At 44.6% G+C, this 24,459-nt stretch carries 22 protein-coding genes; 18 read left to right on the top strand and 4 right to left on the bottom strand.

Going from position 1 to position 24,459, the window contains the following annotated elements; genetic code table 11:
• Positions 1-24: 24 nt before the first annotated feature.
• The 10 genes from msbA (at position 25) to pyrF (ending at position 9,211) form a co-directional block, all read left to right on the top strand.
• Entirely contained in the window at positions 25-1,773 is a 1,749-nt protein-coding gene (gene msbA / locus L0991_08275) for a lipid A ABC transporter ATP-binding protein/permease MsbA (protein ID XGB61444.1), read from the top strand.
• A gap of 15 nt (positions 1,774-1,788) precedes the next feature.
• Positions 1,789-2,796, top strand: a complete 1,008-nt coding sequence (gene lpxK, locus L0991_08270; protein ID XGB61443.1) for a tetraacyldisaccharide 4'-kinase — start codon at positions 1,789-1,791, stop codon at positions 2,794-2,796.
• Entirely contained in the window at positions 2,777-2,956 is a 180-nt protein-coding gene (locus tag L0991_08265; GenBank protein ID XGB61442.1) for a Trm112 family protein, read from the top strand. Before lpxK ends, L0991_08265 begins: the two co-directional genes overlap by 20 nt.
• Positions 2,956-3,702, top strand: coding sequence for a 3-deoxy-manno-octulosonate cytidylyltransferase (gene kdsB / locus L0991_08260; protein ID XGB61441.1), 747 nt, complete (start codon positions 2,956-2,958; stop codon positions 3,700-3,702). Before L0991_08265 ends, kdsB begins: the two co-directional genes overlap by 1 nt.
• Positions 3,703-3,957: 255 nt before the next feature.
• On the top strand, positions 3,958-4,638 hold the full coding sequence (cmk, locus tag L0991_08255; protein ID XGB61440.1) for a (d)CMP kinase: 681 nt from the start codon (positions 3,958-3,960) through the stop codon (positions 4,636-4,638).
• Between the two features lie 106 nt (positions 4,639-4,744).
• Positions 4,745-6,415 carry a 30S ribosomal protein S1 gene (rpsA, locus tag L0991_08250; protein XGB61439.1) on the top strand — a complete coding sequence of 557 codons (1,671 nt, stop codon included), beginning with the start codon at positions 4,745-4,747 and terminating at the stop codon, positions 6,413-6,415.
• Between the two features lie 100 nt (positions 6,416-6,515).
• The gene (gene ihfB, locus L0991_08245; GenBank protein ID XGB61438.1) at positions 6,516-6,800 is read left to right on the top strand and encodes an integration host factor subunit beta; all 285 of its coding nucleotides are present in this window, start codon (positions 6,516-6,518) and stop codon (positions 6,798-6,800) included.
• Positions 6,801-6,929: 129 nt separating this feature from the next.
• The gene (locus L0991_08240) at positions 6,930-7,202 is read left to right on the top strand and encodes a lipopolysaccharide assembly protein LapA domain-containing protein (protein XGB61437.1); all 273 of its coding nucleotides are present in this window, start codon (positions 6,930-6,932) and stop codon (positions 7,200-7,202) included.
• A 12-nt stretch (positions 7,203-7,214) separates the two neighbouring features.
• Entirely contained in the window at positions 7,215-8,390 is a 1,176-nt protein-coding gene (gene lapB, locus L0991_08235; GenBank protein ID XGB61436.1) for a lipopolysaccharide assembly protein LapB, read from the top strand.
• A 125-nt stretch (positions 8,391-8,515) separates the two neighbouring features.
• A complete protein-coding gene (gene pyrF / locus L0991_08230; protein ID XGB61435.1) occupies positions 8,516-9,211 on the top strand; it encodes an orotidine-5'-phosphate decarboxylase in 696 nt (231 codons plus the stop codon).
• A gap of 90 nt (positions 9,212-9,301) precedes the next feature.
• Here the strand turns inward: pyrF and L0991_08225 are convergent, their stop codons facing one another.
• Together L0991_08225 and L0991_08220 are read right to left on the bottom strand one after the other, a co-directional pair.
• Positions 9,302-10,057 carry a tRNA isopentenyl-2-thiomethyl-A-37 hydroxylase MiaE gene (locus tag L0991_08225; GenBank protein ID XGB63871.1) on the bottom strand — a complete coding sequence of 252 codons (756 nt, stop codon included), beginning with the start codon at positions 10,055-10,057 and terminating at the stop codon, positions 9,302-9,304.
• Positions 10,058-10,202: 145 nt separating this feature from the next.
• Positions 10,203-10,970, bottom strand: a complete 768-nt coding sequence (locus L0991_08220) for a DNA repair protein (GenBank protein ID XGB61434.1) — start codon at positions 10,968-10,970, stop codon at positions 10,203-10,205.
• A 322-nt stretch (positions 10,971-11,292) separates the two neighbouring features.
• Here L0991_08220 and cysB point away from each other — a divergent pair, with 322 nt between their 5' ends.
• Positions 11,293-12,267 (top strand): HTH-type transcriptional regulator CysB, encoded by a 975-nt coding sequence (gene cysB, locus L0991_08215; protein XGB61433.1) that lies wholly within the window; start codon positions 11,293-11,295, stop codon positions 12,265-12,267.
• A 149-nt stretch (positions 12,268-12,416) separates the two neighbouring features.
• On the top strand, positions 12,417-13,619 hold the full coding sequence (locus L0991_08210) for an SAM-dependent methyltransferase (GenBank protein XGB61432.1): 1,203 nt from the start codon (positions 12,417-12,419) through the stop codon (positions 13,617-13,619).
• Positions 13,620-13,781: 162 nt separating this feature from the next.
• Here the strand turns inward: L0991_08210 and ald are convergent, their stop codons facing one another.
• A complete protein-coding gene (ald, locus tag L0991_08205) occupies positions 13,782-14,906 on the bottom strand; it encodes an alanine dehydrogenase (protein XGB61431.1) in 1,125 nt (374 codons plus the stop codon).
• A gap of 156 nt (positions 14,907-15,062) precedes the next feature.
• On the opposite strand from ald, the gene lrp reads away from it, so the two are divergent.
• From lrp to L0991_08175, 6 genes are all read left to right on the top strand, one after another.
• Entirely contained in the window at positions 15,063-15,557 is a 495-nt protein-coding gene (gene lrp / locus L0991_08200) for a leucine-responsive transcriptional regulator Lrp (GenBank protein XGB61430.1), read from the top strand.
• A 163-nt stretch (positions 15,558-15,720) separates the two neighbouring features.
• Entirely contained in the window at positions 15,721-18,888 is a 3,168-nt protein-coding gene (locus L0991_08195; GenBank protein ID XGB61429.1) for a DNA translocase FtsK 4TM domain-containing protein, read from the top strand.
• 83 nt (positions 18,889-18,971) lie between these two features.
• Complete coding sequence (gene lolA, locus L0991_08190; GenBank protein XGB61428.1) at positions 18,972-19,568, top strand: outer membrane lipoprotein chaperone LolA; 597 nt, start codon at positions 18,972-18,974, stop codon at positions 19,566-19,568.
• A gap of 93 nt (positions 19,569-19,661) precedes the next feature.
• A complete protein-coding gene (locus tag L0991_08185) occupies positions 19,662-21,011 on the top strand; it encodes a replication-associated recombination protein A (GenBank protein XGB61427.1) in 1,350 nt (449 codons plus the stop codon).
• A 142-nt stretch (positions 21,012-21,153) separates the two neighbouring features.
• The gene (gene serS, locus L0991_08180; protein ID XGB61426.1) at positions 21,154-22,461 is read left to right on the top strand and encodes a serine--tRNA ligase; all 1,308 of its coding nucleotides are present in this window, start codon (positions 21,154-21,156) and stop codon (positions 22,459-22,461) included.
• Positions 22,462-22,697: 236 nt separating this feature from the next.
• Positions 22,698-22,964, top strand: a complete 267-nt coding sequence (locus L0991_08175; protein XGB61425.1) for a DksA/TraR family C4-type zinc finger protein — start codon at positions 22,698-22,700, stop codon at positions 22,962-22,964.
• A 136-nt stretch (positions 22,965-23,100) separates the two neighbouring features.
• Here L0991_08175 and bioA read toward each other — a convergent pair whose 3' ends face one another.
• Positions 23,101-24,378, bottom strand: coding sequence for an adenosylmethionine--8-amino-7-oxononanoate transaminase (bioA, locus tag L0991_08170; GenBank protein ID XGB61424.1), 1,278 nt, complete (start codon positions 24,376-24,378; stop codon positions 23,101-23,103).
• Between the last annotated feature and the right edge of the window lie 81 nt (positions 24,379-24,459).

The following is a 24,459-nucleotide window of genomic DNA, read 5'->3' as shown; positions in this document are numbered from 1 at the left end:
ATTGTGAGAAAATTAAGCGATTTTATGTCAACACAAACAGATGAAACTACCTGGGTCACATTTAAACGACTTTGGACTTATATTCGACTATATAAGGCTGGCCTTGGTGTTGCGGTTATTGCGCTTATTATAAATGCCGTCTCTGATACCTACATGATTTCTTTGCTAAAGCCATTACTTGATGAAGGCTTTGGTAGTGCAGAATCTGATTTCCTGCGCACACTCCCTCTTATTATCTTTGCCATGATGTTCATTCGTGGCGTCAGCGGTTTCGTATCTACCTATTGCTTGAGCTGGGTTTCTGGCAATGTGGTGATGGAAATCCGCCGTAAAATATTCAGTCACTTTATGCACATGCCAGTCTCTTTCTTTGATAAAGAGCAGACGGGTGCGCTGCTGTCTCGAATCACCTACGATTCAGAGCAAGTTTCTGCAGCAACCAGTAAAGCACTGGTGAGTATTGTTCGTGAAGGTGCAAGCATCATTGGTTTGTTAACCTTGATGTTCTGGAACAGCTGGCAGTTATCTTTGGTTCTATTTGCGGTTGCTCCACTTGTAGCTTGGGCAATCAGCATAGTATCGAAGCGATTCAGAAAGATTTCTAAAAACATGCAAACCAGCATGGGCCACGTTGCTTCTTCAGCAGAACAAATGCTGAAAGGGCACAAAGTGGTGCTTACTTACGGCGGTCAGGATTTAGAAAAGCATCGCTTTGATAAAGTAAGTAACCAGATGCGTCAACAGAGCATGAAGCTAGTAACAGCTCAAGCGGCCGCTAACCCGATCATTCAGATGATTGCATCGGTTGCAATTGTTGTTGTACTTGTCTTGGCAAGCGTTGATTCAATTAAGGCTGAGCTAACGCCGGGTACGTTTACGGTGGTGTTCTCAGCAATGTTTGGCCTAATGCGTCCACTAAAAGCATTAACTAACGTAACCTCTGAATTCCAACGTGGTATGGCTGCAAGTACGACACTGTTTGGCTTAATGGACTTAGACACCGAGCAGAACAAAGGTACTTTGAAACCTGAAACTGTCGGTGGTGATGTTGCAGTAAAAGACGTGACCTTTACTTACGAAGGCGCCGAGAAGCCTGCATTGGATAATGTGAGCTTTAATATACCTAAAGGTAAGACGGTTGCACTTGTTGGGCGTTCGGGCTCAGGTAAGAGTACCATTGCTAACCTATTTACTCGCTTCTATGACGTAGACTCTGGTTCTATTGAACTGGATGGCCATGACATTCGTGATTACGAACTGAAAAACTTGCGTGAGCACTTTGCTCTGGTTTCTCAAAACGTACACCTATTCAATGACACCGTTGCGAACAATATCGCTTATGCTGCGGAAGAGAAGTACTCCCGCGAGCAGATCGAACATGCTGCTAAACTTGCTCATGCGACTGAATTCATCGAAGGCATGGAAAATGGTATTGATACTGTAGTGGGTGAAAACGGTGCGAGTTTGTCTGGTGGTCAAAGACAACGTATCGCGATCGCGCGAGCACTGTTGAGAGACGCGCCAGTTCTGATTCTTGATGAGGCGACGTCTGCGCTGGATACTGAGTCAGAAAGAGCGATTCAATCTGCATTAGAAGAACTGCAAAAAGATAAAACTGTGTTGGTTATTGCTCACCGACTATCGACGATCGAACAAGCTGATGAAATCTTAGTGGTTGATGATGGTCAGATTGTAGAAAGAGGCCCTCACGCAGAGCTAATCGCTCATGATGGTGCCTATGCTCAACTGCATCGAATTCAGTTCAGCGGATAAGATTAGGTCTTTGTTGTGATCGAAAAGATTTGGTTTAACAATCACTCGTTAAAATATCTTCTTTGGCCGCTATTGTGGCCATTGAGTCTGCTGTTCAAAATGATCAGTGGGCAGCGACGTGATGCTTATCTATCTGGAAAGAAAGAAACTTATCGACCACCTTTACCAGTAATTGTTGTTGGTAACATTACCGCTGGTGGCAATGGTAAAACCCCCGTTGTGATTTGGCTGGTTGAGATGCTTCAAGCCAACGGTTTTAACCCCGGTGTGGTTTCTCGTGGCTACGGTGCAAAAGCGCCGAGTTACCCTTTAGTTTTAGACGATAACACGCCTGCTGAACACTCGGGTGATGAACCCCGCTTGATTCGCAAGCGAACGGGCGCGCCAGTAGCGGTTGACCCAGTAAGAGCGAATGCGGTAAAGGCTTTATTGAATCAAGGCGTGAATGTCATTATTACTGATGATGGTTTGCAGCATTATGCGCTTGAGCGTGATATTGAGTTTTCAGTTATCGACGGTGTAAGGCGTTTTGGTAACGAGAGTCTGATTCCATTAGGCCCGTTACGAGAGCCAGTATCACGTTTGGCTGACGTAGATTTCTTGATTAACAATGGAGGAAAGGCACAAGGGCGAGAGTTCTCAATGTCTTTGGCGCCGAGTGAAGCCGTTAATCTGAAGACTGGTCAGAAAAAGCCAGTTTCAGAATTATCAAAGCTGGTGGCTTTTGCTGGAATAGGGCACCCGCCACGCTTTTTCAAAACATTAGACGATCTTGATGGTGATGTGATTTACACACAAGGTTTCGCCGATCATCAGGATTTTGATAAAGATGAACTTCATGCCTTAGCAAAGAAAGGTATGAATATAATTATGACAGAAAAAGACGCTGTAAAATGTGAAGAATATGCTCAAGACAACTGGTGGTATCTTCCAGTTTCTGCGCAGTTCGATGAAGAAGCGCAACAGCAAATTTTAAAAAGAATAAAAGAGGTTATGGAATACTATGGATCACCGTCTGCTTGAGATCGTTGCTTGCCCTGTATGTAAAGGTAAACTAACTTTTGACAAGGATAAGCAAGAGCTTGTTTGTAAAATCGATCGCCTAGCTTACCCAATTAAAGAGGGTATTCCTGTTCTTCTTGAACCTGAAGCTCGTACTCTTTCAATGGATGAGGGCAAGTAATGTCTTACACGGTAGTTATACCAGCAAGATATCAATCGAGCCGTTTGCCAGGTAAGCCTTTGGCTGACATTGGCGGCAAACCGATGATTCAATGGGTATACGAACAGTCAATGAAAGCGGGGGCTGATAACGTTATTATCGCAACCGATGATGCTCGCGTTGAAAAGGCTGCGAAAGCATTTGGTGCGACTGTGTGTATGACGTCACCGAATCACGAGTCTGGTACTGAACGCCTAGCTGAAGTGATTGAAGTGATGAACATCCCTGATGACCACATTATTGTGAACGTACAAGGGGATGAGCCACTTATTCCACCTGCGATTATTAATCAGGTAGCAAATAACCTAGCAAACAGCACAGCACCGATGGCCACACTTGGTGTAGAAATCTCTCACGTTGATGAGGTGTTTAACCCTAATGCTGTAAAAGTAGTAACGGATAAAGACGGTTATGCACTGTACTTTAGCCGTGCAACGATTCCTTGGGATCGCGACGCTTACGCTAATAACGGTACTGCTGCAGAATCTCCGTTGCTTCGTCATATTGGTATTTACGCTTACCGAGCGGGTTTCATCAATACCTACATCAACTGGGAACCAAGCACCCTAGAGCGTATTGAGTGCCTAGAGCAACTTCGCGTACTTTGGTACGGTGAGAAGATTCACGTAGATGTTGCTGTTGAAGCGCCCGCTGCAGGGGTTGATACTCCAGAAGACTTGGAAGCAGTACGCGCCATCATTGGTTAAACTTGCTTGAAGTAACAAATATACTTAGCCTCGCTCGTGCGAGGCTTTTTTATGCCGATTTACTGCCAATAGAAAGCCTTATTAGCATCAGGTGATTGATATTAGGCCAGTTGCATTATCGAATGCATCATCATCTTGGAATTATCTGAGATTTACCTCGCTCGACTTCCAATTTTTCTCTATAATATGCCGCCTATAAAGTAGTGGCGACTCGCTAGTACAGAATAAAACTTACGACTAAACGTGGAGTAAAAGATGCCTTCTCAAAGCCCAGTGATTACGGTTGATGGACCAAGTGGTGCAGGTAAAGGTACCCTGTGTATGTTACTAGCAGATAAGCTAGGCTTTCATCTTCTAGATTCAGGTGCGATCTATCGCGTACTGGCTTTAGCAGCAATTCATCACGGTGTAGATACTGAATCGGAAGACGCTTTAGTTCCTCTTGCAACTCATTTAGACGTTCAGTTTATTGCTGAAGGCGACCTAGTTAAGGTTATCCTAGAAGGTGAAGATGTGTCGGGTGAACTTCGTAAAGAAGAGACTGGCATGGCGGCTTCAAAAGTTGCTGCATTACCTCGCGTACGTGAAGCACTACTTCGTCGTCAGCGTGCATTCAGCGCAGCGCCAGGTTTGGTGGCTGATGGTCGCGATATGGGAACCGTTGTCTTCCCTGAAGCAGAAGCAAAAATATTTTTAGATGCAAGTGCAGAAGAGCGTGCGACTCGCCGCCTTAAACAGTTGCAACAGAAGGGGTTAGATGTTAAATTTGACGACCTTTTGAGCGAGATCCAAGAGCGAGACGACCGAGATCGTAATCGCCCAGTGGCGCCACTTCGCCCTGCAGAGGATGCTCTAGTGCTTGATTCCACCTCAATGAATATTGAGCAGGTAGTAGAAAAAGCACTACACTATATTGAATCGAAACTAGCTGGGTAATTCTGCCCGGCTGGCAAGAACGTTGGTCGCAAGGATGATGACCGGCGAATTTATCAACCCCATGCGGTAGGATACCCATGGACGTTTAATTATTGAAGATTAAATAATGACTGAATCTTTTGCTCAACTCTTTGAAGAGTTTCTAAACGAAACAGAATTCCAACAAGGCAGCATCGTTAAAGGTACTGTAGTAGCTATCGAGAACGGTTTCGTTCTTGTTGACGCTGGTCTTAAGTCTGAATCTGCTATCCCTGCTGAACAGTTCAAGAACGCTGCTGGCGAACTTGAAGTTGAAGTTGGCGCTGAAGTAGACGTAGCTCTAGACGCTGTTGAAGATGGTTTCGGTGAGACTCAACTTTCTCGTGAGAAAGCTAAGCGTCACGAAGCTTGGATCGTTCTTGAGAAAGCTTGCGAAGAAGCTGAAACTGTTGTTGGTATCATCAACGGTAAAGTTAAAGGCGGTTTCACTGTTGAACTAAACGGTATCCGTGCTTTCCTTCCAGGTTCTCTAGTAGACGTACGTCCTATCCGTGACACTGCTCACCTAGAAAACAAAGAGCTAGAGTTCAAAGTAATCAAGCTAGACCAGAAGCGTAACAACGTTGTTGTTTCTCGTCGTGCTGTTATCGAATCTGAAAACAGTGTTGAGCGTGACGAACTTCTTGAGACTCTACAAGAAGGTACTGAAGTTAAAGGTATCGTTAAGAACCTTACTGACTACGGTGCATTCGTTGACCTTGGCGGTGTTGACGGTCTTCTACATATCACAGATATGGCTTGGAAGCGCGTTAAGCACCCATCAGAGATCGTTAACGTTGGTGACGAAATCCTAGTTAAAGTTCTTAAGTTCGACCGTGAGCGCACTCGTGTTTCACTAGGTCTTAAGCAACTAGGCGAAGATCCATGGGTAGCAATCGCTAAGCGTTACCCAGAAGGTCACAAGCTTTCTGGTCGTGTTACTAACCTAACTGACTACGGCTGCTTCGTTGAAATCGAAGAAGGCGTTGAAGGTCTAGTACACGTTTCTGAAATGGATTGGACTAACAAGAACATCCACCCTTCTAAAGTTGTTAATGTTGGCGACGAAGTTGAGGTTATGGTTCTTGATATCGACGAAGAACGTCGTCGTATCTCTCTAGGTCTGAAACAGTGTAAAGCTAACCCATGGCAGTCATTTGCAGAAATGCAAGCTAAGGGCGACAAAGTTACTGGTAAGATCAAGTCTATCACTGACTTTGGTATCTTCATCGGTCTAGAAGGCGGTATCGACGGTCTAGTACACCTATCTGACATTTCTTGGAATGTTGCTGGCGAAGACGCTGTACGTGAGTACAAGAAAGGCGACGAAATCTCAGCAGTTGTTCTAGCAGTAGATGCAGAGCGTGAGCGTATTTCTCTTGGCGTTAAGCAAATGGAAAACGACCCGTTCAACGCATACGTTGCTGACAACAAGAAAGGTGTTCTTGTAAACGGTACTGTTACTGCAGTTGACGCGAAAGGCGCTACTATCGAGCTAATCGAAGGCGTTGAAGGTTACATCCGCGCTTCTGAAGTATCTCGCGATCGTATCGAAGATGCATCTCTAATCCTAAGCGTTGGTGACAGCGTTGAAGCTAAGTTCACAGGTGTAGACCGTAAGAACCGCGTAATCAACCTATCTATCAAAGCTAAAGATGAAGCTGATGAGCAAGAAGCAATGGCTTCACTGAACAAGTCTGAAGAAGGCGCGTTCGGTAACGCAATGGCAGACGCATTCAAAGCTGCTAAAGGCGAATAATTTAACTTTTCGCTAAGAAAGGAGCCGTAAGGCTCCTTTTTTTTTGCTTATTTTTCCGATAGGTCTATAATTTCTAAAAAGAAAACCAACGAGGGTAACTATGACTAAGTCTGAATTGATTGAAAGACTGTGCGCTGAGCAAACGCATCTTTCTGCAAAAGAAATTGAAGACGCTGTAAAAGATATTTTAGAGCATATGGCTTCAACACTAGAAAGTGGTGATCGAATCGAAATTCGCGGTTTTGGCAGCTTTTCTCTGCATTATCGTGAGCCTCGTGTTGGACGTAACCCAAAGACTGGTGACAAGGTAGAGTTAGAAGGTAAATACGTTCCTCACTTCAAACCAGGCAAAGAGCTACGTGAACGAGTAAACACAGGAATGTAGTCTACTTATCGGAATTATGAAAAGCGGCATACTATAATGTATGCCGCTTTTTTATGACCATAATATGGTGGTCTGATTAGTAATTTTCCTGCATAATCGTACAGCTAACCAACCAATGAGTGATGAACTATGAAAATTATAAAAATAGTCGCCGTTATCGCACTTTTCCTAATTGCACTGGCTTTAGGCTCTCAAAACCAAACTATCGTGAATTTTAACTACCTGCTAGCGCAAGGTGATTTCCACCTCTCCAGCCTATTGGGTATTGTCTTCATTTCAGGCTTTGCTTTTGCTTGGTTAGTCTTTGGTAACATGCACATGCGATCTCAGCTGAAAATTCATCGCTTGAAGAAGCAACTCAATAAGCAATCAAAGCAGGTCGCTGCTGATACTAAAGCTTAAAGGCTATATTTGATGTTAGAGTTACTGTTCTTACTTTTGCCGATTGCAGCCGCTTACGGTTGGTATATGGGTAATCGTAATGCTCAGCAAGAAAAACAAAAGCAATCACACCAGATCTCCCGTCAATACGTGACGGGTTTGAACCTATTACTGTCAGATCAATCTGACAAAGCTGTTGATCACTTCATAGAGCTGCTTCAAGTAGACAATGAAACTATCGATACTCACTTGGCCTTGGGCAATCTGTTCCGTTCAAGAGGCGAAGTAGACCGCGCTATTCGCATTCACCAAAACCTCATTTCCCGTTCAGGTCTAACTCTCGACCAGAAAAACCTCGCACTGCAACAATTAGCGAAAGACTATATGGTCTCTGGCTTTCTTGATCGTGCAGAAAAAATCTTTGAACAGTTGGTTGATGAACCTGACCACAAAGAGGGTGCTCTGCAGCAGTTAGTTGCAATTTACCAGCAAACTCGAGAGTGGAATAAAGCGATACATTACGGAAATATCCTAGTAAAGCTTGGTAAGAAGAAGATGAAGATGCGTGCTACGGTTGCGCATTTTTGGTGTGAACTTGCGATGCAAGAACAAGCCGATGGTAATCGCTCTAAAGCATTAGCGCATTTTAAGAAAGCGTTATCTGAAGACCCTAAGTGTGTGCGTGCCAGCATCGCTTTGGGTAAATTCCATTTAGCAAATGAAGATTACCAAAAGACGATTGATTGTCTTGAGGCTGTTCTTGAACAAGATATTGATTTTATCAGTGAGGTGTTACCGACCCTTTCTGAGTGCTACCACAAACTTGGGCACGAAGCTCAGTTGGTTGAATTCCTTAAAGCTTGTATCCAGAAGAAAGCAGGCGTGTCGGCTGAATTGATGCTGGCTCAGTTGGTCGCGCATCATGAAGATATTGGTTCTGCTCAAGAGTTACTGACCAAGCAACTCGTGAAAAACCCAACTATGAAAGGTTTCTATCGATTGATCGATTACCATCTAGCAGAAGCAGAAGAAGGCCGAGCAAAAGAAAGCTTAACCACGCTTCAATCTATGGTTGGTGAACAGCTTAAGGTTAAGCCTCATTACCGTTGTCGTCAGTGTGGGTTCTCAACACATTCAATGTATTGGCACTGCCCTTCATGTAAAGGGTGGGGGACGATCAAGCCTATTCGTGGGCTAGATGGTGAATAGATTTGTGGTCATTTAAGACCAAATTATTAATTGCAGCTTTCGGGCTGCATTTTTATGACTGTTATATACCACCTGCATAGGTGGAAAAATATTTTTTAAGAAAGTTAACTGCGTTAGGAGATGAAATGAACGACCAAAAAATCATTGTAGCTTTGGATTATGACAACCAAGCGGATGCGTTAGCCTTTGTTGACCGTATTGATCCAGCATCTTGCCGCCTAAAAGTGGGTAAAGAGATGTTTACCCTGTTTGGTCCTGAATTTGTTCGTGAATTACATAAACGTGGTTTCTCAGTATTCTTGGATCTTAAATTCCACGATATCCCGAACACATGTTCAAAAGCAGTACGCGCAGCCGCAGAGCTGGGTGTATGGATGGTGAACGTGCACGCAAGTGGTGGCGAACGTATGATGACGGCTTCACGCGAAATCTTGGAACCTTATGGTAAGGATCGTCCATTGCTGATTGGTGTAACAGTACTGACGAGCATGGAGCAATCAGACTTAGCTGGTATCGGTTTGGATCTTGAGCCACAACAGCAAGTAATGCGTTTGGCTTCTTTAACTAAAAACTCAGGTCTTGACGGTGTGGTGTGTTCAGCACAAGAGGCTTCTTTATTGAAAGGTGCTCTTGGTCAGGAGTTTAAACTAGTGACGCCAGGTATTCGCCCTGTAGGTGCTGATGTTGGTGACCAGAAGCGTATCATGACGCCTCCTAAAGCGATTGAGTCAGGTTCTGACTACCTAGTTATTGGTCGTCCAATTACTCAGGCTGTAGACCCTGCAGCTGTGCTTGCTGAAATCAACGGCACACTAGCTTAACTTTCTCTTTTAGCTAGCGCGATATAAATTAAGAAGGCCAGCAAATAGCTGGCCTTCTTTGTTTGGATTAGAGTGTGCTTTCTTAGCGAACTATACCGGTGCACCACTATGGAATTTAAAGTCGCTGTCGTCTGAAGTGATCAGGTCTGCTTCCACTTGAGCGAAATGAGCAATACGCTCTGAGATATCTTTGCCAGCGATTTGCTCGGCCAACTCAAGGTAATCTTGGTAGTGACGAGCCTCTGAACGAAGTAGAGATACGTAAAACTTCTCCATGTCTTCTTCTAAGAAAGGCGCTAATTTAGCAAAACGCTCACAAGAACGTGCTTCAATAAAGGCACCGATGATTAGTTTGTCGACTAGAGCATCTGGTTCGTATGTCTTTACTTGCTTGATTAGCCCTTTAGCGTAACGACCCGCTTCAATTGGCTGGTAAGTCACGCCTTTCTTCTCCATCAGTTCCATTACTTGATAGAAATGGTGGAGTTCTTCTTTGATCAGCAGAACCATCTTATCGATAAGGTCAGCGCCGTAATTACAGCCTTCTTTTGCTGTGATCTGTTTTGAAACGTTGCTCTTGCCACGAAGTGACTCTAAATCACCGATACGACGGTAGGCAAATTGCTCGTATGGCAGGATCCATTCATTCAGTTGTTTAGCGCTTTCTTTATCTACCGCGTATTTACGGATAAGGAATAAAGCGCTTTGCGCTGCTTTAAGTTCACACAGCATGTGATCGCGCAAAATGATGTGAAGGTTTTCAGGCTTTTTGGCTTCATCGATCCATGAATCTGGCGTTTCAGCTTTTAGAAAAGAGTGGATTGGAGCGAGTAGTTCTTGATACATGGTCGGAGCAGGTTTGTTGATAATGCGGGAGTTTATCACAGCTAATCAGATCTCCCTATATCGAGAAAGGAAATTCGTTGGCGATAAAAAAGGCCACCTTAGATATCTAAAGGTGGCCTTGTCAATCGCTTGGATTAAGCAGCAGTTACCACTTTTTCTTCTGACCGAATAGCGCGTCCATATCGTCTTCGCGCTCTTTTGATTCCATTTGTTGTAAATCGTGTGCGTTTTTGTCTTGGCGCTTTTGGTCAAGGTCATTCAGCATTTGCTGAAGCTTCTCTTTCGCTTTTGTCGAGTAAGCATCATTCTTGGTAGCTAATGCGTCAATACCTTTGCGAAGTAGTTGGATAGCAGTACCTGGTTGGCCTCGCGAAATTGAATCATTAGCACGCTTGATTACGTTCTCAATGTTGATTCGAATCTGAATAGTCTCTAAGCGAGCGTTTTCCACTACATACGCTTGGGTTTCGAAACGACCTTTGTTGTGCTCACTACGAACCGTGTCACGCAGGCGTTTAACCAGTTTAAGCATCATGATTGCTTGCTTGTCACTACTTGGAACTCTAAAGGCCGTGCTTTCGCCGCCTTGGTAGTTCTCTTTAAGCTGAGTGATTTGCTGTTTAACGCTTTCAATACGTTGGGCAAGTTGCTTATTTTTGGGGTCGAGCTGATACATGTTTTCTAATGCATCAAGAATTCGATTGTTTAAGCATACAAGAAGATCTTGGCTAAACGGCATATGGTGTGCATTACCAATAAGCTCTTCTGTTCCATCGATTATGGTCAAATAACGAGAAGCTTCCTGTTTCTTCGCTGTTTCTACCTTAACTTTGTACTGAAGCATGATGTTGTAACCTAATACCAACACCAAAAGAATCGCTACTAAGGCAATAATTAAACCAGGGTTATTCATATATTTATGTCTGCTTATTGTTTTCTTGAGCTAACCAGAGAGGATACACGATTCCATTGTGTATCGGCACTCGTAAATTGCAATTTTTGATTATCTCTTGTTGAGCACAATCGGCAATCAAAACTTACCAACTAATGTATGGGAATGAGGGCTGGGTTGCAAAGCCGTAGTGATGTTTTTGTTTGTTAACCGAGAAAAAATCAATTTTTCTGTCTTTTTGGCGCTTGAAACGTTATAACTATTAATTATATTACATGAGACTAGAATGCTCTCTTTGCAAATAAGTTAGCACAGAAATGAGTAAAGGATTACGAGGTTAGATATGAAGTTACAGCAACTGAAGTACATTGTTGAGGTTGTAAACCATAACCTAAATGTTTCTGCGACAGCGGAGAGTTTATACACATCTCAGCCGGGCATCAGTAAACAAGTTAGATTGCTGGAAGATGAGTTGGGTATCCAGATCTTTGAGCGAAGCGGCAAGCATTTGACTCAGGTTACTCAAGCTGGCGAGGATATCATTCGTATCTCTCAAGAGATTCTAGCTCGTGTTGAGAGTATTAAAGCCGTAGCGGGTGAGCATACTCACCCAGAGATGGGTACATTGAACATTTCAACGACTCATACTCAAGCTCGTTACGCTCTACCTGATGTGATCAAAGGTTTCACAGCACGTTACCCTAAGGTGTCGCTTCACATGCACCAAGGTACGCCAAGCCAAATGTCTGAGGCTGTTGCAAAAGGAACGGCAAACTTCGCAATCGCGACAGAAGCACTTCACCTGTACCAAGATGCGATCATGCTACCTTGTTACCACTGGAACCGTTCTATCGTGGTCACAAAGGACCACCCTCTGGCTCAAAAGCAGAATATCACTATTGAAGATCTGGCGGCGTACTCTCTGGTCACTTATGTCTTCGGCTTTACTGGCCGTTCTGAGCTGGATACTGCATTTAACAAAGTGGGTCTAACACCACGCGTGGTATTTACTGCAACGGATGCCGATGTAATCAAAACTTACGTTCGTATGGGCATTGGTGTTGGTGTGATTGCGAGCATGGCGATTGACCACGAACAAGATACAGATTTGGTTGCGATTGATGCGAGCCATCTATTTGGTGCGAGCACAACCAGCATTGGCTTTAGAAAAGGCACGTTCCTGCGTTCTTACATGTTTGATTTCATGGAGCGCTTTGCACCTCACCTGACTCGTCCAGTGGTAGAGCAAGCTATCTCTTTGAAATCAAATGAAGAAATCGAAGAGATGTTTAAAGATATCGAGCTTCCAGTTCGTTAATCACAACATACAAAACTAGATTCTTAATCGGCCTGTATTTACAGGCCGTTTTCCTTTTTGGCATTTAGCGTTCACCTTTCGTTCTCTTTACCTCGATCCTTTTCATTTACGCCGGTTACCCCTACAATCCACGCACCATAGGGGGAAGCATGCATTCACGATTTAAAATACTCGACTCATTTTTGCTTGAGCACCAAGTTTATTGGCGTTCTGAGCCTTTTCACCTATGCCAAACACAGCAGCAGCCATGGCAAAAAGTTAACTCGCCGCTTGTTGACTGGTTAAATAGCTTAACGACTGAAAATATTCAGACGCTGAAAGAGCAGCCTGATCTGTTGATAACTGAGCTCGGCCGTTTTCTGCCACAGCTTATGCAGGCTCATCAAAGCACTCAATTCACTAATACAGCTCTCAAAGGTCTGCAGCTTCCTAGAGGGACTGAAGACGGCATTCCTGGAAGAAAGTTGCAGCAAATTGTATCGATGGGTGAAGCGGCGCTTGAGCATCACCACGGTGAAGAGTGGTTGGAGTGGTGTTCTGGAAAAGGGTTCCTAGGACGAATTTTGTCTCAGCAATCGAGTCAAAAGGTGACCAGTTTTGAATGGCAACAATCATTGTGTGAGAGCGGGCAAAAAATAGCGGATGCACAACATCTAGAGATGACCTTTGTGCAAGGTGACGCGTTTTCTGAAAGGGCAGATGAGGTATTTAATCCAAATCAACATGCGGTTGCACTGCATGCTTGTGGTGATCTTCATGTCGAGTTGGTTAAAAAGTCTGTGTCGCATGGGCTCCCTGCGGTGACTATATCTCCTTGTTGTTATCATTTGATTAGAGACGAAAGCTACCAAGCAATGAGTTCTGTCGCTAAGACCTCAGCTTTGACACTAAGCAAAAGCGATTTACGAATCCCACTGCAAGAAACCGTCACCGGTGGTGAGAGGGTTAAGCGTCATCGTCAATTAGAGATGAGTTATCGCCTGGGCTTCAGCCAGTTACTTAAGGCTGAAATGGGAATTGATCAATACATTCCTGTGCCGAGTATCAAAAAATCAGAGCTAGCTGAAGGGTTTGAGTCGTTCTGCCGTTGGGCTTGTGAAGTGAAGGAATTGTCGCTTGGTTCTAATATCGATTTTGACTCTTATCTAGTGCAAGGCGAAGCACTTTTCTGGGAGATGGAAAAGTTAAGCCTGGTTCAGCAGGTTTTCAGACGCCCATTAGAGATATGGCTCGCATTAGACCGAGCAATTTATTTAAAAGAACAAGGCTATGAAGCAACTATTGAAGAGTTTTGTGAACGTAGCGTCACACCCAGAAACCTGTTGATTCATGGTGTTAAGAGCGACCGATAAACGGTGCGGCTACTAGAAAGTGTGCTTCTTCGCAGCTTTCGAACATGAGTGTTACAGAGACAAAAAAGCCAGTTCGACATAATCGGACTGGCTTTTTGCATGTGTATGATTCAATTGAGCGCCTCAACGAGAAAATTTGACGCTCAGTGAGTCATGACATCATTAGTTGAACATCGCGATAGCTTCAGCTGGATCTACGTATTCTAGGTCAAAGCTCTCTGCAACTTCTTTACAAGTCACTTTACCGTGAATCACGTTAAGACCTTCTAGGAAGCCTTTGTCTGATAGAAGTGCTTCGCGGTAACCTTTGTTCGCTAGCTTAACAATGTAAGGAAGTGTTGCATTGTTTAGTGCGTAAGTTGAAGTGCGAGCAACAGCGCCAGGCATGTTTGCAACACAGTAGTGAACTACGTCATCAACGATGTAAGTTGGTTCTGCGTGAGTTGTCGCGTGAGACGTTTCGAAACAACCACCTTGGTCGATTGCAACGTCAACAACAGCTGAACCTGGTTTCATCTTAGCGATGTGCTCTTTTGTCACCAGTTTAGGCGCTGCTGCACCTGGGATCAGTACTGCACCAATCACTAGGTCCGCTTCTAGAACATGCTTCTCGATAGCGTCTTCAGTAGAATAAACCACTTTTGCGCGACCTTGGAACTCTTCGTCAAGGCGACGAAGCGTGTCTACGTTACGGTCAAGAATCGTTACATCAGCGCGAAGGCCAACAGCCATACGTGCTGCGTTAGCACCTACAACACCGCCGCCAACAACAACAACTTTCGCAGGTTCAACACCTGGAACGCCGCCTAGAAGAAGACCACAACCACCGTTAGATTTCTCTAAAGTTTGTGCACCTGCTTGAATAGACATGCGACCAGCTACTTCAGACATTGGTGCTAATAGTGGCAAGCGACCCATATTATCTGTTACAGTCTCATAGGCTACGCAGACAGCTTTGCTCTTGATAAGCTCTTCAGTTTGTGGAAAATCTGGTGCAAGGTGTAAATAAGTAAATAATATTTGCCCTTCGCGAAGCATAGCTCGCTCGACAGCTTGAGGTTCTTTAACCTTTACAATCATCTCTGCTTTCGCGAAAACGTCAGCAGCAGTAGGAAGAATGGATGCGCCTACAGCGATGTAATCATCGTCTGAAAAACCGATACCAGTACCGGCATTGGTTTCAACAAAAACTTGGTGGCCGTGTGAGATTAGTTCTCTCACGCTAGCTGGGGTCATACCAACGCGGTATTCGTGGTTTTTGATTTCCTTAGGTACGCCAATGATCATCCTGACTCCTCATTTTATTTTGGTTGTTTTATCTATGTGTAGGGTAATTCTGTCGAATTAATATCTAGTATAGATATGTTCAGATAAAATTTGATACTGAATATTAAAAAGTTGTAGTATATTTTTTTGCAAGGAAGTAATAAGGTGGAATAAAAAATGGCAGACAATTATAAGAAGCCGTCCAAGGAACTAGATCGTATTGACCGCAACATTCTTAATGAGTTGCAAAAAGACGGTCGTATCTCGAACGTTGAACTCTCAAAACGAGTAGGACTTTCTCCGACTCCGTGTCTTGAACGTGTTCGTCGTTTAGAACGTCAAGGTTACATTACTGGGTACACAGCGTTGCTGAACCCACAGTACCTTGATGCTTCACTTTTGGTGTTTGTTGAAATCACATTGAACCGCGGTGCGCCAGATGTGTTCGAACAATTCAACACCGCTGTGCAGAAACTGGATGACATCCAAGAGTGTCATTTAGTGTCGGGTGACTTTGACTATCTTCTAAAAACACGTGTATCTGATATGGGTGCTTACCGTAAGCTACTGGGTGATACGTTACTTCGTCTACCGGGCGTAAACGACACTCGAACTTACGTGGTAATGGAAGAAGTGAAACAAACCAATCAACTTGTGATTAAAACTCGTTAGTCATAATTGGTGAAATGAAAGAAAGCGGACATTTGTTCCGCTTTCTTGCTTTCTGGAATTGGGTTTTTTGGTTTGATATGGTTAAATCAACAGTAGTTTCATTGAAACGGGCGGCCTGTGCCGCTCGCTATGTTTTTATCCCGTTTAATTATTAAGTTGGTTTATGTTCAAGCAGAGCAGTAATAAAGTAGAAACAATCATTAAAACGAGTGAAGAGCCCCAGTCTTCTCGTTTGAATGGTTCTCAACGCCTTAAAGAGTGCAGCCTGATACTGGGTGTTCTTTTCTCTATTCTACTTGCCGTTGCGTTATTAACCTTTAGCCCTGCCGATCCTTCATGGTCGCAAACCGCGTGGGGTGGTGACATTCAAAACGCAGGTGGCTATCTAGGTGCATGGCTAGCAGATACGCTTTTCTTTGTATTTGGCTCTCTGGCTTATCCACTGCCTATCTTAGTGACCGTTGCCGCATGGGTCTTATTCCGTAAGCGTAATGAAGACGAACAGATCGACTTTATGTTGTGGGGCACCCGTTTACTTGGCTTAACGGTGCTTATCCTGACCAGTTGTGGTTTGGCTGACATTAACTTCGATGATATCTGGTACTTCTCGTCAGGTGGCGTGGTTGGTGACGTATTAACGAGCCTTGCACTGCCAACGCTGAATATTCTGGGTAGTACGCTTGTGCTTCTTTTCCTTTGGGGTGCAGGCTTTACGCTTTTAACCGGTATCTCTTGGTTGAGAATTGTGGAATGGCTAGGTGAAGGTGCGATTAAGCTCTTTACTTCAGCGGTAAATAAAGCACGTGGTCAAGACCAAGAATTGCTTGAGCCAGAATTGAAAGAGTCGGCAGACCGAGATCCACAGCAAGATAGCCGTCAACAGCCAATCTACAATGAAGATGTCATCGAGGAGTCTGGTACGGCATCGGAAGCTCTCGATCCTGCAATGAGCTTCTCAGCGACCAATGGACCTTCTGATACTGCTAATAGAGTATCTGGTGAAGGCGCATCAGAAAAACGTCATTACAATATTCATATGCCTGCGGAAGCGCCGGCTAAGCAGCAAGCTCCGGTTTCTCAAGACCCCGTTTCTCGAGTGACTCAACCGCCTGTTGTTCCTCAACCAGAAAAACCAATTGCTGCCGCTCCCGTTTACCAAGCGCCACAAGAGCCATTGGAAGAGGGCGTCGAGCGTTCTAAGCAGTTGAATGCGACGATTGAGCAGCTAGAAAGTGCTGCAATGTATGAAGATGATCTTGCTGAACAAGATCAGACAGATGCCCATGAATCTCAAGTTGCTTATCAACAATATATGCAGCAAGAGCAGGAATCAGTTAGTCCAGCTGAGCCTGTTGTAGAAGAGAGCGCTGAAACAGTTCTTGATGAACAATATGCACAACCAGAGATTGAGAATGAAGCTCAAGCGTCTACAGAGTTTGATGCTGACGACGTTCAGCCTGAATCTTTGTATGCCTCACCTATGGGTGAACCAGAAGCTGATACTCAAGATGATTTCTCAGCGCACAGTGCACCATTTGATGTGTCTGAAGAGCAAGGATACGAGCAGTCTTCTGAATTCGATTCTGAAACAGTAGAGAGTGATATCGAAGAACAACCTGAATCATTCTCTTATCAGCAAGAGCAAACAGCGCAACCTGCCGTTGCGGATGAAGAGCAGGTGATTGACCTTCCTTGGGAAGAAGTAACGGAAGATCAAGATCTGAATCAGGATAAAGACGTTGCGGCCTTCCAGAATATTGTTTCTGAAGCTCAAGCGAATATGGCAGCTGCACAAAACCCATTCTTGGTTCAGCAGGAAGTTAACTTGCCGAAACCGGCAGAGCCGCTACCGACACTGGATCTATTGTTCCACCCAGAGAAGCGTGAAACATTCATCGACCGCGATGCACTAGAAGCGATCGCTCGTTTGGTTGAATCCAAGCTAGCTGACTACAAGATTAAAGCGGATGTTGTTGATATCTTCCCTGGTCCAGTAATTACACGCTTCGAGTTAGATTTGGCTCCAGGTGTGAAAGTAAGCCGTATTTCTGGCCTTTCTATGGACTTGGCTCGCTCATTGTCTGCGTTGGCAGTACGTGTTGTTGAAGTAATCCCGGGTAAACCTTATGTCGGTTTAGAACTGCCAAACATGAGTCGTCAAACCGTATTCTTCTCAGACGTAGTGAGCAGCGAGCAGTTCCAAGAAGCGAAATCACCAACGACGGTGGTATTAGGACAAGATATTGCAGGTGAAGCTGTGATTGCTGACCTAGCTAAGATGCCACACGTTCTGGTTGCGGGTACTACAGGTTCTGGTAAATCGGTGGGTGTGAACGTAATGATCTTGAGTATGCTGTATAAGGCATCGCCTGAAGACGTTCGTTTCATCATGATTGACCCGAAAATGCTTGAGCTTTCTGTATATGAGGGTATTCCTCATCTACTATCTGAAGTGGTTACCGACATGAAAGATGCGTCGAATGCGCTTCGCTGGTGTGTTGGTGAAATGGAACGTCGTTACAAGCTGATGTCAGCACTTGGTGTTCGTAACATTAAAGGCTACAACGACAAGCTTAAGATGGCTGCCGATGCAGGTCACCCAATCCACGATCCATTGTGGAAACCAGGTGATAGCATGGACCCAGAAGCGCCATTACTTGAAAAACTGCCTTACATTGTGGTTATCGTCGATGAATTTGCCGACTTAATCATGGTAGTAGGTAAGAAAGTAGAAGAACTGATTGCCCGCTTGGCACAAAAAGCTCGTGCGGCAGGTGTTCACTTGATTCTTGCGACTCAGCGCCCATCGGTTGACGTTATTACCGGTCTGATTAAAGCCAACATTCCAACGCGTGTTGCCTTTACCGTATCAACTAAGACTGACTCTCGAACCATTCTTGACCAAGGTGGTGCAGAATCGCTGCTTGGTATGGGTGATATGCTTTACTTACCGCCAGGTTCTAGCCATACAATCCGTGTTCATGGTGCGTTTGCGTCAGATGATGATGTACACGCAGTGGTAAATAACTGGAAGGCACGTGGTAAACCAAACTACATTGATGAAATTACCAATGGTGAGCAAACGCCTGAAACCTTGCTTCCGGGTGAGAAGATGGAAGGTGATGAAGAGGTTGATCCTCTGTTTGATCAAGTAGTCGAGCACGTTGTTCATTCTCGTCGTGGTTCAGTTTCTGGTGTACAACGTCGATTCAAGATCGGTTACAACCGAGCGGCACGAATTGTGGAGCAGCTTGAGGCGCAAGGCATTGTAAGTGCTCCGGGTCATAACGGTAACCGAGAAGTCTTGGCTCCAGCACCGCCGAAAGAGTAATCACTTAATTGTGTAGATAGGAACTCAACCCTTAATAATCGGTCATAGTTTTATGACCGATTTACCTTGTAACAGGACTATTAATGAAAAAAGTATTCGCACTTTTATTTATGAGCTTCTCAGTGTTTGCTTCTCCGAAAGAAGAGTTGAGTAGCCGCTTGGCATTGAACGCAGGGTTTAGTGCTGACTTTAAACAAGTGGTCACAAGCCCTGATGGTGATGTTGTAATGGAAGGTGAAGGCACGGTTGAAATTGCACGTCCAAGCTTATTCCGTTGGGAAACCACGTTCCCGGATGAAAACCTATTGGTCTCTGACGGTCAGAGTTTGTGGTATTACAGCCCGTTCATTGAGCAAGTTAGTATCTACTGGCAAGAGCAAGCGACATCGCAAACGCCTTTTGTACTACTGACTCGCAACCAAGAAAGCGATTGGGATAACTACAATGTGGCGCAATCGGGTAACCAATTTACATTAACACCAACGGCAGTTGACTCTAATCAGGGCGACTTCCAGATTAACATCAATGAAAAAGGCATTGTTCAGGGCTTTAATGTGATTGAACAAGACGGTCAAAAAGGCGAGTTTACCTTCAGCAATGTAAACCTGGGTAAACCAGCAGCAGACCGCTTTACTTTTGTAGCACCGGAAGGTGTCGAGGTCGACGACCAAAGAAATTGATCGAAACAAGCCGATCGTTTGGTAGTACGTCGATAGGGTTGATGGATATTGTTTCCATCAGCTCGATGCCATCAAATAATCAAGAGATTGCAATTGAGTAATTACAGCTTAGATTTTGCAGGGGACGAAGATTTTCGTCCCCTTGCTGCTCGTATGAGACCAGAAACTGTAGAACAGTATATTGGTCAGCAGCACATATTAGGTCCAGGTAAACCCCTTCGTAGAGCCCTTGAAGCGGGCCATATCCACTCGATGATTTTGTGGGGGCCTCCTGGCACAGGTAAAACCACGCTCGCAGAAGTCGCCGCCAATTATGCTAATGCAGAAGTGGAGCGTGTCTCTGCCGTGACATCGGGTGTGAAAGACATTCGCATCGCGATCGAAAAAGCCCGTGAAAACAAGCAAGCAGGGCGTAGAACCATCTTGTTTGTGGATGAGGTCCATCGCTTTAACAAAAGCCAGCAAGATGCGTTTCTGCCTCACATTGAGGACGGTACGGTTACCTTCATTGGTGCGACGACCGAAAATCCTTCTTTCGAGTTAAACAACGCTCTGTTATCTCGTGCGCGAGTGTACAAGCTGACTTCTCTCAATACCGATGATATTGCGACGGTAATACGCCAAGCGATTGAAGATAAGCAGCGTGGTCTTGGTGACGTTCCTGCTCACTTTGCTGACAATGTTTTGGATCGCTTAGCTGAGTTAGTGAACGGTGACGCGCGTATGTCGCTCAACTACCTTGAGCTGCTGTATGACATGGCTGAAGACAACGACAAAGGCGAGAAGTCGATTACCTTACAGTTACTTGCTGAAGTTGCAGGTGAGAAAGTGGCTCGCTTTGATAACAAGGGTGATATTTGGTACGACCTAATATCCGCTGTTCATAAATCGATTCGAGGTTCAAAACCTGACGCGGCCTTGTACTGGTCGGCTCGAATGATTGCGGCAGGCTGTGATCCGCTTTATATCGTTAGGCGCTTATTGGCAATAGCTTCTGAAGATATTGGTAACGCTGACCCTCGTGCCATGCAGGTTGCGATGTCTGCTTGGGATTGCTTTACACGTATTGGTCCTGCTGAGGGAGAACGCGCGATTGCACAGGCGGTTGTTTATTTAGCGTGTGCACCAAAGAGTAACGCGGTTTATACGGCTTGGAAGCAAGCGTTAACCGATGCTCATAATCTTCCTGAGTACGAAGTGCCTCATCATTTGCGAAATGCACCAACAACCTTGATGAAGGACATGGGCTACGGACAAGAATACCGTTATGCTCATGACGAACCGGGAGCCTACGCGGCGGGTGAAAAGTACTTGCCTCCTGAAATGGGAGAGAAGCAATACTATTTCCCAACAAAACGAGGCTTAGAGACCAAAATTGGCGAGAAGCTAGATTATCTGGCGGATTTGGACGCAAAAAGCCCACAAAAACGCTATGAAAAGTAGTCTTTTTTGGATATCGTTACCTAGTCATAAAATTTAAATTAAATCGTTACAAATTGGTCGAAATAGCACCAGTTTTAGGGGTTTAGCAGTGATTCAGTAGCAAATTACTGAATATTCAAATAACTAAAGCATAGGATTAGCAATGCTGGATTCTAAATTACTTCGAGCTGAGCTGGATGAAACAGCGGCAAAATTAGCACGTCGAGGCTTCGCCCTTGATGTAGAGACAATTCGTGAACTTGAAGAAAAACGTAAGTCCCTTCAGATGAAAACTGAAGAGCTACAAGCGTTACGTAACTCTCGATCGAAGTCCATTGGTCAAGCGAAAGCAAAAGGCGACCATGAAGAAGCTGAGCGTATCCTTGCTGAAGTAGGCAACTTAGGCGCAGAACTAGACCAAGCTAAAGCAGCATTGGCTGAGCTTCAATCTGATCTAGAAACGATCACTATGTCTATTCCAAACCTGCCAGACGAGTCTGTGCCAGAAGGTAAAGACGAAGATGATAACGTTGAAGTTTCTCGTTGGGGTCAACCTAAGACTTACGACTTTGAAGTGAAAGATCACGTTGATCTTGGCGAAATGTCTGGTGGTCTTGATTTTGCTAGCGCAGTAAAAATCTCTGGTTCTCGTTTCATCGTGATGAAAGGCAAATTTGCACGTCTACACCGTGCGATTGCTCAGTTCATGTTGGACCTTCACACTGATGAGCACGGTTACACAGAAATGTACGTACCGTACCTAGTGAACCACGATAGCCTATACGGCACCGGTCAACTTCCTAAGTTTGGCGAAGACTTGTTCCACACAAGCCCGCTAACTGAGCAAGTAAGTGATGTCCCTCTTAAGACGCTATCACTTATCCCTACTGCGGAAGTACCTGTAACAAACATGGTTCGTGATACCATTACAGACGAAGCTGAACTGCCACTTAAGATGACAGCTCACACTCCATGTTTCCGTTCTGAAGCGGGTTCTTACGGTCGTGACACTCGCGGTCTTATCCGTATGCACCAATTCGACAAAGTTGAACTAGTACAAATCACTAAGCCAGAAGACTCAATGGCAGCTCTTGAAGAGCTAACAGGTCACGCTGAGAAAGTACTTCAACTTCTAGAGCTTCCTTACCGCAAAGTGGTTCTATGTACTGGTGACATGGGCTTCGGCGCCGCGAAAACTTACGACTTAGAAGTATGGGTTCCAGCACAAGAGACTTACCGTGAAATCTCTTCTTGTTCAAACATGTGGGATTTCCAAGCTCGTCGTATGCAAGCTCGTTTCCGTCGTAAAGGCGAGAAGAAACCTGAACTTGTGCACACACTAAACGGTTCTGGTCTGGCTGTTGGTCGTACTATGGTTGCGATTCTTGAGAACAACCAAGAAGCAGATGGCCGTATTGCTATCCCAGCAGTACTTCAGCCATACATGGGCGGCGTAACGCACATCGGCTAATCGTTTTACGATTTAATGAGCTTATAAAATATTGAAAACCCAGCCTATTGGCTGGGTTTTTTATTACTATTAATAATAGGTTGATCCATTCCTTAACTACTTTTATTTAATTACTATTACCAAGGTGTAATAGTATTTTGTTATTTGTGGTTATTATTACTTAATTGATATCCGGCTATAATGTCCTCTTACCGCGGTAGGTAAAGATTTTCTCGTTTATGTATAGAGGAGGGCTTATGGCCGTAGGATGGGCTGGAGACGACAGCGTCAGCCAGCAAATACAAAACACCATCGATGATGAGATCTCTCGTGTAAGAGGAAACCTTAGAGGTGGTGAGAGTTTGCGTTATTGTGATGAGTGTGGCGACGAGATACCAGAAAAAAGACGACTCGCGATAAAAGGCGTTCGTTTGTGTATCGAATGTCAGTCATTATTAGAGCACGACGCACATCGACATTCATTGTTTAACCGTCGAGCAAGTAAAGATAGTCAATTACGTTAAACTGACGGATATCTTCAAAATAGATAAGGCCTTACTTTTATGTAAGGCCTTTTAGTTTTATTAAATTATTTATTACTGAAGATATACGGAAATAATCACCGCTCTTGTTCAGAACAATAAACGCATTATTTAATGGCTATTTAAAGCAATGAGTATTTTGTAATGCAGTGTCGATAGCAGCGACCAATTTTTCGATATGTTGTGGTTCGCTAATAAACGGAGGCATCATATAAATTAACCTTCCGAATGGACGAATCCAAACACCTTGCTCGACAAAGTGAGCCTGTATAGTTTCCATTTCGACAGGCGAGTGGGTCTCTACGACGCCAATAGCGCCTAACCAACGAACGTCTTTAACCAGTTCATGTTTGAGCAACGGTGGCAGTAGCTCTGAGAAGAGCTGTTCAATTTGTAGAGTTTGTTTTTGCCAGTGGCCTTGCTCTATTAGGGATAAACTCGCGGCCCCAACGGCACAAGCTAATGGGTTACCCATAAAAGTTGGGCCGTGCATAAAGCAACCTGCTTCACCTCCACATACGGTGTCTGCGACTTCTTTACTTGCTAGTGTTGCGGAAAGCGTCATGTAACCACCAGTCAGCGCTTTGCCGACACACAAAATATCCGGTTGAATATCTGCATGCTCGCAGGCAAACAATTTACCTGTGCGGCCAAAGCCGGTCGCAATCTCATCCAAAATTAACAGCACGTTAAACTCGTCACAAAGCAAGCGAACTTGTTTTAAGAACTCAGGGTGGTAAATACGCATACCGCCAGCGCCTTGAACAATCGGCTCTAAGATCACGGCAGCGACTTCTTCATGGTGTGCGGATAGCTTTTCACGAAAACTATCAATGTCACTTGGGTTCCACTCATCCCAAAAGCCTGTCTTTGGTGAGCCAGCGAAAATATGCTCAGGTAAAAAGCCCTTATAGAGACTGTGCATTGAGTTATCGGGGTCTGTCACTGACATCGCAGCGAACGTGTCACCATGATAACCATCTCTCAGCGTTAAGAATTTAGAGCGAGGTTGCCCTTTCGCATGCCAAAACTGAAGTGCCATTTTTAGGCTCACTTCTACCGCAACTGAGCCCGAATCAGCCAAAAATACGTGTTCTAGATTGTCTGGTGCTAGCTTAAGAAGCTTCTTACATAAATCGATAGCGGGCTGGTGGGTGATGCCACCAAACATCACGTGTGAAACCTTTTCGATTTGGCTGTGCGCTGCTTCATTTAAGACCGGATGATTGTATCCGTGGATCGTTGACCACCAAGAGGACATGCCATCAATAATTCGATTTTCGCCTTCTAGTTCTAGGTAAACGCCGTCTGCATTGGTAACAGGATAGCAGGTCAGAGGTGTTAACGTTGATGTGTAGGGATGCCAGATATGCTGGCGATCAAAGGCGAGATCCATAACGATTTCCGTTCTTGTTGTGATTAAAAAGCAATCAGATGTAAACTTTTGTTATTATCAATGTGTTGACAGTCTAAAGCT

It is taken from the genome of Vibrio chagasii (genome assembly GCA_041879415.1).
GTDB lineage: Bacteria > Pseudomonadota > Gammaproteobacteria > Enterobacterales > Vibrionaceae > Vibrio.
The sequence above is the reverse complement of the archived record's forward strand: the minus strand, read 5'-3'. Positions and strand labels throughout refer to the sequence as shown.